The following is a 12,056-nucleotide window of genomic DNA, read 5'->3' on the forward strand; positions in this document are numbered from 1 at the left end:
GAGGGCTATGAGCGGAGCGATTGACAGGGCCGAGGCGATGCGCCGTGTGATGGCGCCCGGCAGCGATTGGGAAGTCGTGACCGAGACGGTCGATGGCGAGCCACTCCGCCTGTTCCGCGGCTTCGCGCGCACCTTGCCGGAATTGTACCAGCGCGCGCTCGACACTTATGGTGACCGCATCCTGTTCGTCGATGGTGACGTGCACTTCACCTATGCCGACATCTTCGGTGAGTCGGCGCGGCTGGCGGTGGCGCTGCGCGATCGATTCGGGGTGGGCGAGGGGACGCGCGTCGGGATCGTGATGCAGAATTGCCGCGAATATCTGACGAGCTTCACCGCCGTGACTATGCTTGGCGGCGTGGGCGTGCTGATCAACAGCAGGGGCGCGGGTGGCGAGATCGCCCGCGCGATCGAGGATACCGACTGCGCGCTCGTGATCGGCGACGGCAAGCGGATCGCACGGCTGCTGGCTGCTACTAATCCTCCCCCGCCAGGGGGAGGTGGCGCCAAAGGCGACGGAGGGGGAGGAAGCGAGACCTTTAGTGAGCCGCCGTCCTCCCCCTCCGTCAACTGCGCTGACACCTCCCCATGGCGGGGGAGGATCGAAAGAGCCATGCCGCTGATCGTGACCGAGGGCGATCTGCCGGGCGCCACCTCCTATGGCGATCTGGTCGCAGCCGTCCCCGAAACTCCCTTCTTCGCGCGGCCGGCCGATCCGGGCGAGCTGGCAGCGATGATGTTTACATCGGGCACGACCGGGCGGCCCAAGGGCGCCGCGCTCTCGCATCGCAGCATGCTGGCGGGGCTGTCGGTCAGCTCGTTCAGCAATGCGGTCGCCGCCGAAATGACTCGCGCTGCGATGGGCCCGGCGGCCGAGCCAATGCTTGCGCGCCAACAGGCGACCATCATGATCGCGCCGCTGTTCCATGTCAGTGGACTCCACAATGTCTATCTGCGGACATTGGCGGCGGGCGGCCGGATCTACCGCCTGGCGCGCTGGAATCCCGAACAGGCGATCCGCCTGATCGCCGAGCATGCGATCGCGTCGATCGGCTGCGTACCGACGATGATGTGGGATATCCTGCGCTCTCCCATCTTTGGCGACCACGATCTGTCCAGCCTGCGCTCGATCGGCGCAGGCGGGGCGCCATTCCCCGACAATCTGGTCCGCGAGATGAAGGAAAAGTTGCCCAACTGCACGATCGGCATGGGTTATGGGATGACCGAGAGCAACGGCGCGGGCACGAACATCGCCGGCCCCGATCTGGCTGCGCGGCCGGGCGCGGTGGGCAGGCCCAACCCCCTGACCGACATCCGCGTCGTCGACGATCACGCGGAGCCGCTGCCGCAGGGCGAGACCGGCGAGATCGCGATGCGCGGATCGGTGGTGATGCAGGGCTATTTCGGCAATGCCGCAGCCACCGCCGCGAAGATCGTCGACGGCTGGCTGCTGACCGGCGATGTCGGCCGGTTCGACGCGGATGGCTATCTCCATCTCGTCGACCGCAAGACGCAGATGATCATTTCGGGCGGCGAGAACATCTATTGCGCCGAGGTGGAGGCCGCCTTGTCGACGCATCCGGACGTGCGCGAAGTGGTCGCCGTGGGCGTGCCCGACGATCGGCTGGGCGAGGCGCTCGTCGCGGCGATCGTGGCGCAGCCGGGGGTGACGATCGATGCAGACGCGCTCGACGCGCATGTTCGCACGCGGCTGGCCGACTATAAGGCGCCGCGCGATTATGTGATCCAGTCCGATCCTTTCGATCGCACCGCCAATGCCAAGATCGACCGGCGCGCGGTGACCCAGATGGTCCGCGCTCGCTTCGCTGCGGAGACGAGCGCCTGAGCGACGCGCACGCAGAGGGACCGGACGCCGCACCGAAGGGGGCGATCGCGGTTCTGTGGCTGGCAGGCGCCGTGTCGGGGCTGTTGTTGTTCGCGTTCGACATCGGCCATTTGCGTGGGCTTGTGGTGCCCGAACATGGCGTCCTCATTGGGCGCGATTTCGTGAATATGTGGGTGGGCGGCAAGCTCGCCTGGGGCGGGCGGCTCGACATCCTCTACGATCCGGATGCCTATTGGACGGCGGCGCGGAGCATGTTTCCGGGACTGCTCCCGCACAATTACTCCTATCCGCCGCAAAGCCTGATCCCGGCTGCCTTGCTTGCTTTGCTGCCTTATCCGGTGGCGCTCGCGACATGGTTGACGGCGACGATGGGGCTGTTCGTGCTCGCGGCGCGGCCGTTCATGCGCGGGCTGCCGTTGTGGATGGCGGTGCTGACGCCTGGCGCGCTGATCAATGTCTGGGCGGGGCAATATGGGCTGCTGGCGGGGGCGCTGTGGCTGTTCGCCTTCGCCGCGATTGACCAGCGACAGGGACGGGCGGGCCTGTCTGCCGCGTTGCTGACGGTGAAGCCGCATCTGGGCCTGCTGATCCCGATCATCTGGATCGCGCGTCGACGCTGGACTGCGCTGGGGGTTGCCGTGGCGGCGACGCTGGCGATCGTGGCCGTGAGTGCGCTGATCTTCGGCATGGACATCTGGACGGACTATCTGACCAAGGCGCCGGCCACCCAGGGCGCGATCCTCGATGCGCCGGGCGACCAACTCTATTTCCGGTTGATGCCGACAACATTGGTCGCGCTGCGCGGTTTTCCGCCGTCATTTGGCGTGGTGGGGCAGATCGCGACGGCGGTGGCGGCGCTCGCGCTGCTGTGGCGGGCGCGATATGCTGCGGCAGGCGATCTCGCTTTCATCGCGGCGACCGCGACCTTCCTGATCCTGCCTTATGCGTTCGATTATGACATGACCGTCGCGGCCTTGGGTTTCGGCCTGACGCTGGCGACCCGCTGGCGGCGGCTGGCGGCGTGGGAGGCGCCGTTACTGTGCGTGGCCTATCTGCTGCCGGGGCGGATGATCGCGTTCGGGGCGGTACCGGTTGGGATCGCCCCGCTAATCCTGCTAGGCGCCCTATGGGTGCAGGTGCGCCACGCGACGGATCAGGCCAGGGGCGCTCAGGAAAGCGCCGTATAGCCCTTGCGGGTGCGACGGCGATAGTCGGCGGGGGTCTGCGAAGTCGACTTGCGGAAGGCCGCGTTAAAGCTGCTGGTGTGGGTAAAGCCCAGCCGGAACGCGACCTCCTTCAACGGAAGATCGGTGCCGTCGAGGAAGGCGCGCGCGCGCGAAATCTGGAGCCGGCGCGCATAGCTCGACACGCTTTCGCCGGTGCTCGCCTTGAACAGCCGCTGCAGATTGCGCGTGCCCATGCCGCAAAGCTGCGCCAGTTCTTCGAGTGCGACCGCAGGGTTATCCTCCAGCCGATCGCGGATCAGGCCGAGCTGGCGGCTCGAAAGCCCGCCGGTCGCCTCTGCCGGAAGCCGTTCCTTGAGGAGGTAGCGGCACAGTTCGTAGATCATCACGGTCGACAGCGCGTCAGTGACGGCGGGGCTCCCGAGACCGGGCTCGGTCACTTCGTCGAGCATGTGGAGCATCAGCGGGGTCAACCGCGATCCCGCCAGGTCGAGACCGCGCTGAAGCTGCTCCTCGGTCCATTCGAAATCGCGCTCGACCGCCTGGTGCATGCGATCGTTGGAGAAGCCGTGGATCAGGACGCGGGTATGCCCGTACAGATTGCGCCATTCGTAGGTGACGGCGGCGGGGCGGAATCGGATCGACCCGCCCTGCACATAATCGGTCATGCCGAATTCGGGGCAGCGTGCCTGGCCCGGATCGATCCGGCTGAGTGGCAGGAACAGGACGAGATGGTTGTCGGGCGTGCGGATGACCGAACTCACCGGCTGCTCCGTGGAGAAGCGGGTGACCTTGACCGAATAATCTTCGGCCTCGTGATATGCCTGTGTCTGCGCCATGTCTGAGCCCGGATTATGGACCTTGGCGGCGCCTGGGTCAAATCGCCGCCGCTTCCACCGCTTCGCATATCGCGTTCGCGCCATAAGTTGCGCGTGAACGACAATGACGGGCGCCGATCTGCGCTAAAATCCAGCATAATCAAATCGCTATGGCCGATTTCCGCCAAAGTACGCGATCTGCGCCCGGCTTGCACCCTGATCCGTCGCTGTGAGACAAAGGGGCGTCGGAAAAGACGGCCGTAAAGCCGCCCGAGAGAGAGGATGTTGATGGCCAAGGTCATGATCGAGGCCGCGATCAACGGGATGAACCTGCGGGATCAGAACCGGAATATCGCGTATAGCAATGAAGAGGTGATCGCCGACGCGGTCGCCACGACGCGCGCGGGCGCATCGATGATCCATTTCCACGCCAAGCAGCCCGATGGCGGCTGGAATGACGAGGTCGACGATCTGGCCGCGATCATGCGCGGCATCCGCGCCGAGGGCGTGTCGCCGATCCTGTGGCCGACCTTTTCGGGTGGCGCCGACGTGCCGCAGCGTTTCCGCCACTACACCGCCTTGTCGGCCGATCCGGCGACCAAGCCCGATGTCGGCGCGTGCGACATGGGTTCGGTGAACCTGGCGTGGTGGGACGAAGCGAACAAGCGCTACATCCGCACGCACCTTTACCAGAACCTGATCGACACGACCCGCGAGGTGATCGAGCATCATACGTCGCTGGGCCTCACCCGGCCGACGCTTCAGATCTTCGAGCCGGGCCATCTGCGCACCGCATTGAAGTTCCTCGAAATGGGCGTGCTGGGCGAGCCGCTGCTGGTGAAATTCTATCTGGGCGGCCCCGAACAGCCCTTTGGCCTGCCGCCGACGCCCGCCAGCCTGGAGGCCTATGCCGACATGCTGAAGGGGGTGTGCGCCTGCTGGTTCGCGAGCTGCTTCGGCGGCGATATCATCCCGCTGCTGCCCTATGCGATCGCGATGGGCGGGCACTGCCGGATCGGGCTGGAAGACCATGATTACAAGCATGAAGGGCAGCCGACGAACGTCGAGCTGGTGAAGCGCTGCGTCGCGATCATCGAGGCGATGGGCCACGAGGTCGCGACCCCCGAAGACGCCCGCGCGCTGCTCGAAATCTGATTGTTGGAAGGAAGAGAGATGGCGACATCTGACATCATCATCCGCGGCGGCATGGTCGTCGACGGCACCGGCGCCGAACCCTATCAGGCCGACGTCGCGATCCGCGACGGCGTGATCGCCGCGGTTGGCCACAATCTCGGCAGCGCGCGCGAGGAGATCGACGCGACGGGGTGCATCGTCACCCCAGGCTTCGTCGACATTCACACCCATTATGACGGGCAGGCTATCTGGTCCGATCGGATGGAGCCTTCGTCAAACCACGGCGTGACGACGGTGGTGATGGGCAATTGCGGCGTCGGCTTCGCGCCGTGCCGCGCCGAAGATCACGACCTGCTGATCACCGTGATGGAGGGTGTCGAGGACATTCCCGGCGTGGTGATGAACGCGGGCCTCAGCTGGAACTGGGAAACCTTCCCCGAATATCTGAACGAAGTCGACAAGCGCCCGCAAGACATCGATGTCGCGGCCTATCTGCCGCACAGCCCGTTGCGCGTCTATGTGATGGGCAAGCGCGGGGCCGAGCGCGAGGAGGCGACCGCCGAGGATCTGGCGAAGATGCGCGCGATCGCGAAGGAAGCGATCGAGGCCGGCGCGCTGGGCTGCGCCACGTCGCGCGTGTTCATCCACCGCACGTCCGACGGCAAATATATCCCGACCTATCGATCGTCCGAGGCCGAGTTGCAGAACCTGGCCGACGGCATGACCGACGCGGGCGGGGGGATCATGCAGATGGTCGGCAACACGCCCGAGGACGGGTGGGAGCATGACGTGCGCATGATGGAGCGGATCACGACGGCGTCGGGCCGTCCGTTCACGTTCACGATGGGCGCGCATACTGACAGCCACGACGTAATGAAGGTGCTGCGCGAGGCGAACGATGGCGGTGCGAAGCTGACCGGCCAGATCTTCCCGCGCCCGGTGGGGATGATCCTGGCGCACAATCTGTCGTGGAATCCGTTCACCTTCTGCCCGAGCTTTGCGCCGCTGGCCACGCTTTCGGACGAGGACCGGCTGGTCGAATTGCGCAAGCCCGAGGTGCGCGCACGGCTGGTGTCGGAGGAGGCCGACCTGCAAATTCCGCTGGCCAAGAGCACGCGCGACTTCACCCGCATGTTCCCGCTGGGCGATCCGCCGAACTACGAACCGACCCCGGAGGACAGCGTTGCCGCACGCGCCGCACGCGAGGGCGTGGACCCGTTCGAATGGGCCTATGACTATCTGCTTCAGAATGACGGCAAGGCGCAGTTGCTGCTGTCGTTGGGCAATTTCGTGAACGGGTCGCTCGATCTGCTGCGCGAGATGATGGACCATCCCAACCTGATCTTCGGGCTGGGCGACGGTGGCGCGCATTACGGGTTGATCTGTGACGCGAGCTTCCCGACGCATATCCTGACGCACTGGGTGCGCGATCGCGGGCGCGGGCTGCTGCCGCTTTCGCAGGCCGTCGAGACGCTGACGCGGCGGCCGGCGGAGACGGTGGGTCTCTACGATCGCGGGGTGCTGGCGCCTGGCTACAAGGCCGACGTCAACGTGATCGACACCGTGAGGCTGGCGCTCCACGCGCCGACGGCGGTGCGCGATCTGCCCGGCGGCGGACGGCGGCTGATGCAGAAGGCGAGCGGCTATCGCGCGTCGATCGTGTCGGGACGGACGATCTCCCGCGACGGCGTGCCGACTGGCGACCTTCCCGGCAGGCTGGTGCGCGGTGCGCAGGCCGCGCCGGTGGCGATGGCGGCGGAGTAACAGGCGACCTTTCCTCCCCACTCGTCATTGCGAGCGAAGCGAAGCAATCCATTCCGAACTGCGGAGTGGATTGCTTCGTCGCCTTCGGCTCCTCGCAATGACGAGTGGGGAGGGGAGGGCATCGCCCCACAAACCTCATCTGTTGGCGCGAAAAGACAAAGGTGCGGCGGGGGGCGGGCAGCTTCATTGATAGTGAACCTGTGCCCGCCCATATAGGTTGTCGAAACGGCGAACCCCGAGTCCGCCTCTGGAGACTAGATGACCGAAACACTGCCCCTGCTGCCGCTGCGCGACATCGTCGTGTTCCCCCATATGATCGTGCCCCTGTTCGTCGGCCGCGAGAAATCGGTGGCGGCGCTCGAAGCCGCGATGGCGGCGGACAAGTCGATCTTCCTGGTGGCCCAGCTCGATCCGGCCGAGGACGATCCCGATCGTGATGCCCTTTACGACCTCGGCGTCGTGGCCACCGTGCTGCAACTCCTCAAGCTTCCCGATGGCACCGTCCGCGTGCTGGTCGAGGGAAAGCAGCGCGCGCGGCTGACCGAGCTGGTCGAAGGCGAAACCCATCTCAACGCCGCTATCGAGCTGCTCGAAGCGGCGGAGGACGAGGAAGATGACAGCATTGCCGCCGAACCCGCGACGCCGATGAGCCACGAGCTTTCGGCGCTGATGCGTTCGGTGATCGATCAGTTCGAAAATTACGCGCGGCTCAACAAGAAGCTGCCCGCCGAAACCAGCGTGCAGCTGAGCCAGATCGAGGATCCGTCGAAGCTGGCCGACTCGGTCGCCGCGAACATCTCGATCAAGGTCGCCGAAAAGCAGGCGCTGCTGGTCGAGCTCGATCCGGCCAAGCGGCTGGAGATGGCGTTCGCGCTGATGGAAGGCGAACTGGGTGTCCTGCAGGTCGAAAAGAAGATCCGCAGCCGCGTGAAGCGGCAGATGGAGAAGACCCAGCGCGAATATTATCTCAATGAACAGCTCAAGGCGATCCAGCGCGAGCTGGGTAATGGCGGCGACGAAGGCGAGGGCGGCGACGAGCTGGCCGAGTTGACGCAGAAGATCGCCGAACTCAAGCTGTCGAAGGAAGCGCGGTCGAAGGCAAATGCGGAGCTGAAGAAGCTTCGCACGATGGCCCCAATGTCGGCGGAGGCGACCGTCGTCCGCAACTATCTTGACGTGCTGCTGGGCCTGCCTTGGGGCAAGAAGTCGAAGCTCAAGAAGGATATCGCGGCGGCGCAGGCCGTGCTCGATGCCGATCATCACGGGCTGGAAAAGGTGAAGGACCGGATCGTCGAATATCTGGCGGTTCAGGCGCGCACCAACAAGCTGAAGGGGCCGATCCTGTGCCTCGTCGGGCCGCCGGGTGTCGGCAAGACCTCGCTCGGCCGTTCGATCGCCAAGGCGACCGGGCGTCAGTTCGTGCGCCAGTCGCTGGGCGGCGTGCGTGACGAAGCCGAGATCCGTGGCCACCGCCGCACCTATATCGGCTCGCTGCCGGGCAAGATCGTGACCAACCTGAAGAAGGCTGGTGCGTCCAACCCACTGTTCCTGCTCGACGAAATCGACAAGCTGGGTCAGGATTTCCGCGGCGATCCTGCGTCGGCTCTGCTCGAGGTTCTCGATCCAGAACAGAACAGCAAGTTCCAGGATCACTATCTGGAGATCGACATCGATCTGTCGGACGTGATGTTCGTGTGCACCGCGAACAGCCTGAACCTGCCGCAGCCATTGCTCGATCGCATGGAGATCATCCGTCTGGAAGGTTATACCGAGGACGAGAAGGTCGCGATCGCGCAGGAGCATCTGCGTGACAAGCAGGTTGAGGCACATGGCCTGAAGCCTGCTGAGTTCGAGCTGACCGAGGCCGCTTTGCGCGACCTGATCCGCTACTACACCCGTGAGGCGGGCGTGCGCACACTGGAGCGCGAGATCGCCAAGGTCGCGCGCAAGGCGCTGCGTCGCATCCTCGAGGGCAAAGCGGAGAGTGTCGTCGTTACGCCAGAAAACCTCCACGAATTCTCCGGTGTCCGTAAGTTCCGCTTCGGCATTGGTGAGGAAGAGGATCAGATCGGCGCGGTGACGGGGCTGGCGTGGACCGAGGTGGGCGGCGAACTGCTCACGATCGAGGCGGTCACGGTGCCCGGCAAGGGCGGCGTGCACACCACCGGCAAGCTGGGCGACGTGATGAAGGAATCGGTCCAGGCCGCCTTCAGCTTCGTTCGCGCCCGCGCGCCGGGCTATGGCATCAAACCGACCCTGTTCGGCCGCAAGGACGTTCACATCCACCTGCCCGAAGGCGCGGTGCCCAAGGACGGGCCGTCGGCGGGCATCGGCATCGTCACGTGCATCGTTTCGGCACTCACCGGCATCCCGGTTCGTCGCGAGGTCGCGATGACCGGGGAGGTGACGCTACGTGGCCGCGTGCTGCCGATCGGCGGCCTGAAGGAGAAGCTGCTGGCGGCGCTGCGAGGCGGGATTACGACCGTTCTCATCCCCAAGGAGAATGAGAAGGATCTGGCCGAAATTCCGGCGAATGTGCGCGAAGGGCTGAAGATCATCCCCGTTTCGCATGTCGACGAGGTCCTCGAACTGGCGCTAGCGGGTGAAACCACCCCGATCGTCTGGACCGAGGCCGACGACCTCGCGAGCCAGCCTGTGCCGCCCGCAGGCGCGCCGGGGCCGGCAACGGGAACGGTCCACCACTGATCACGAAGAGGCCGGGCGGAAACGTCCGGCCTTTTTGGTAGGATTCTGGGTGGCGGTCTCGCGCCCACTCCATGATCCTGCCGCATTTTCGGCTTAGCGGCGGGCCCATGAAGAAAGCCATCATCCTTGCGGCCGGCCAAGGCTCGCGCCTGTTGCCGCTCACGGCCGATCGGCCGAAATGCCTGATCGATTTTTCGGGCAAGACCCTGATCGCGTGGCAGGTTGCCTCGCTCGTCGCCAACGGGATCAGCGAGATCGCGGTCGTCACCGGATTTCAGGACGCCAAGCTGAACGCCGCGCTGGCGGAGATCGCGGCCGCGCATCCCGGCCTGACGATCCGCCCGCGCTTCAACCCGTTCTACAAGGTCGCCGACAATCTGGGCTCATGCTGGATCGTGCGCGAGGAGATGGATCAGGACTTCATCATCCTGAATGGCGATACTTTGGTCTCGCCGGGCATCGTCGGCACGCTGATCGCGGGGGCGAAGGCGCCGATCAACGTGACGATCGACGTGAAGGACGATTACGACCTCGACGACATGAAGGTGCAGCGCGAGGGCGATCGGCTAGTCCAGATCGGCAAGACGCTGAAGCCGCACGAGACCAATGCGGAATCGATCGGCATGCTGGGCTTCAAGGGCGATGGCCCGCGCATCTTCCGCGATCAGGTGGAAGCGATGATGCGGACGCCCGAAGGAACGCTGAACTGGTATCTGAAGGCGATCCACGCGCTCGCGCCAACGGGCGTGGTGGGGACCGTTTCGATCGAAGGGCAGAAGTGGGCCGAGGTCGACTTTCCTGAGGATTTGGCGATCGCCAAGGCGCTGACCGACGGGTGGGTTGCGGGGGCCTAAATCCTCTCCCGGAGGGAGAGGGGGACCAGCCGAAGGATGGTGGAGAGGTATTGGCCGGCAACGGGATTTAGTGTGCGTGGAGATTACCCCTCCACCGGCTGCGCCGGCCCCCCTCCGGGGGAGGATCTTTAGGTCAGCGCGGCCAGTGGCCCTGGAGCCATTCGACCAACGCGGCCTTCTGCGCATCGTCGAGCGTAACCGCTTCGCCAAGCGCGGGCACCTTCGGCCAGCCGGCGTCCGTCACCGAGACGCCCGCATGTTCGCGTGACCCTTCGTAGCGGGGGAGGACGTGGAAGTGGACGTGGGGGTCCACCATCATCAGCATCAGATAGTTGATCTTGGCATAGCCGACCGCCACGGTGAGCGCGGCTTCGATGTCGGCGGTGACGACCTTTAGTTCTGCGTGCGCCTCGGCCGGGAGATCGCCGAACGCGGTCGCATCGCCCTTCGCCGCCAGCACCAGCGCGCCCAAGGTCGGTTGGGCGGGGCGGAGCAGGACGACCCAATGCGCATATTCGTGCACCAGGGTCGCCGGGTGCCCGAAGGCGCGGATCGTGTCGTTCATGCCGCCAGCCATGATGTAATCGCCTCTCCGTTCGCGCGCCGGACCTCGGCCTGGATCAGCCGGACGAGGTGGAACAGGCACGACAGGCCGGTCCACACCGCGACGGCGATCAGGCCGATGTCAGGACGTTGAAACGCCGTGGCTACGAAAAGGATCACCATGTTCGGGTTGCGCCGCGCGGTTATCAGGCGGAAATCGCTGTCGATCTTTTCCCACACATGGATGTGCATCAGGCCGTTGCGGCGCATGAAGATGCCTTCGATCGCGCGCTGCACCCAATAGCCGATCTGGATGACGCCCTGCACCCACCAGAAGGTCGCATCGCCGAAGGCGAGCCCCCAGGCGGCAAGTCCGGTCGCCCAGAACCACCACCAGAAGGGCGGGTGGACCAGATCCATGCCGTGATCGGCGACATTGCCCCAATGCGACGATGTGATCGTGCAGCGGGCGAGCTTCCCGTCGACGGTGTCGAGTACCATGAAAACCAGCCCCGCCGCCATACCCCACCAATAATGGCCGTAAGCGAACAGCACGGTCGCGAAGACGCAGAAGGCCGCGCCGATACCGGTGATCATGTTGGGTGTCAGGCCGATCTTCGCCGAGATGCGGGTGAGCACCAGCGCCCATTCCGGCCACAGATATTTGGTCAGGATGTCGGTGACGCCCTTGTAGGCGCCGAAATAGCTCATCCGCTCGATCGCACGGACATTGCCGGGGGTCAGCGGCTCGAGCATCGGCTCCTCGCGCTTGCGCAGCGCGACATTGTAGAAGACGCGATGATCCTCGGCGCGCACGATTTCCACCGGCAGTTCCTCGGGCAGCGGATGCCCCTCGGCCATCGCCTTACGGATCAGGTCGGCGGATCGATTGCCCGTGAGGTGGGCGAGGACGGGCACATCGCCGCTGGTCAGCACCGCGCCGGGCCGGTCGAGCATGAAGCCGATCCACTGCGGATCGAACACATGGCTCGCCGCCGCGATCAGCACCGGGCCGTCGGGCTCGGTGCGGGTGGTAGGCAGCTTGCGCGCGACCGCAATGCGGCGAAGGCGCTCTTCGCTGGTCATGCCCCAGATCAGGGTCGGGTTGGCGCCTGCGATCAGGACGGCGGGGGCGGGGAGGTTGCTCATCATCGTCTATATAGGTGTGGGTCGGCTTCCTTGCCGATACGCACGTCGTGACGCAAGA

Annotated in this window: 9 protein-coding genes; 6 read left to right on the plus strand and 3 right to left on the minus strand. The window is 65.2% G+C overall.

Annotation, left to right across the window (positions count from 1 at the left end):
- The first annotated feature begins 7 nt into the window (after window positions 1–7).
- Together FYJ91_RS18150 and FYJ91_RS18155 are read left to right on the plus strand one after the other, a co-directional pair.
- Window positions 8–1,846, plus strand: a complete 1,839-nt coding sequence (locus FYJ91_RS18150) for a class I adenylate-forming enzyme family protein (RefSeq protein ID WP_149523718.1) — start codon at window positions 8–10, stop codon at window positions 1,844–1,846.
- 71 nt (window positions 1,847–1,917) lie between these two features.
- Window positions 1,918–3,033: a glycosyltransferase family 87 protein gene (locus FYJ91_RS18155; protein WP_149523719.1), complete on the plus strand. Its 1,116-nt coding sequence runs from the start codon at window positions 1,918–1,920 to the stop codon at window positions 3,031–3,033.
- Here FYJ91_RS18155 and FYJ91_RS18160 read toward each other — a convergent pair.
- Entirely contained in the window at window positions 3,015–3,869 is an 855-nt protein-coding gene (locus FYJ91_RS18160) for a helix-turn-helix domain-containing protein (RefSeq protein ID WP_181008573.1), read from the minus strand. The two genes, FYJ91_RS18155 and FYJ91_RS18160, sit on opposite strands and share 19 nt — an antisense overlap.
- 267 nt (window positions 3,870–4,136) lie before the next feature.
- On the opposite strand from FYJ91_RS18160, the gene FYJ91_RS18165 reads away from it, so the two are divergent.
- From FYJ91_RS18165 to FYJ91_RS18180, 4 genes are all read left to right on the plus strand, one after another.
- Window positions 4,137–5,003: a beta-keto acid cleavage family enzyme gene (locus FYJ91_RS18165; protein WP_181008574.1), complete on the plus strand. Its 867-nt coding sequence runs from the start codon at window positions 4,137–4,139 to the stop codon at window positions 5,001–5,003.
- 18 nt (window positions 5,004–5,021) lie between these two features.
- A complete protein-coding gene (locus tag FYJ91_RS18170; RefSeq protein WP_149523722.1) occupies window positions 5,022–6,746 on the plus strand; it encodes an N-acyl-D-amino-acid deacylase family protein in 1,725 nt (574 codons plus the stop codon).
- A 258-nt stretch (window positions 6,747–7,004) separates the two neighbouring features.
- Entirely contained in the window at window positions 7,005–9,452 is a 2,448-nt protein-coding gene (gene lon, locus FYJ91_RS18175) for an endopeptidase La (protein ID WP_149523723.1), read from the plus strand.
- A gap of 107 nt (window positions 9,453–9,559) precedes the next feature.
- Window positions 9,560–10,306, plus strand: a complete 747-nt coding sequence (locus FYJ91_RS18180) for a phosphocholine cytidylyltransferase family protein (protein WP_149523724.1) — start codon at window positions 9,560–9,562, stop codon at window positions 10,304–10,306.
- A 133-nt stretch (window positions 10,307–10,439) separates the two neighbouring features.
- Here FYJ91_RS18180 and FYJ91_RS18185 read toward each other — a convergent pair whose 3' ends face one another.
- Entirely contained in the window at window positions 10,440–10,871 is a 432-nt protein-coding gene (locus FYJ91_RS18185; RefSeq protein ID WP_149523725.1) for an HIT family protein, read from the minus strand.
- Window positions 10,868–12,001 (minus strand): CDP-alcohol phosphatidyltransferase family protein, encoded by a 1,134-nt coding sequence (locus FYJ91_RS18190; protein ID WP_149523726.1) that lies wholly within the window; start codon window positions 11,999–12,001, stop codon window positions 10,868–10,870. The genes FYJ91_RS18185 and FYJ91_RS18190 overlap by 4 nt, the downstream gene beginning before the upstream one ends.
- Window positions 12,002–12,056 lie beyond the last annotated feature (55 nt).

Origin of the sequence: Sphingomonas montanisoli, from assembly GCF_008274695.1 — a bacterium.
Lineage (GTDB): Bacteria > Pseudomonadota > Alphaproteobacteria > Sphingomonadales > Sphingomonadaceae > Rhizorhabdus > Rhizorhabdus montanisoli.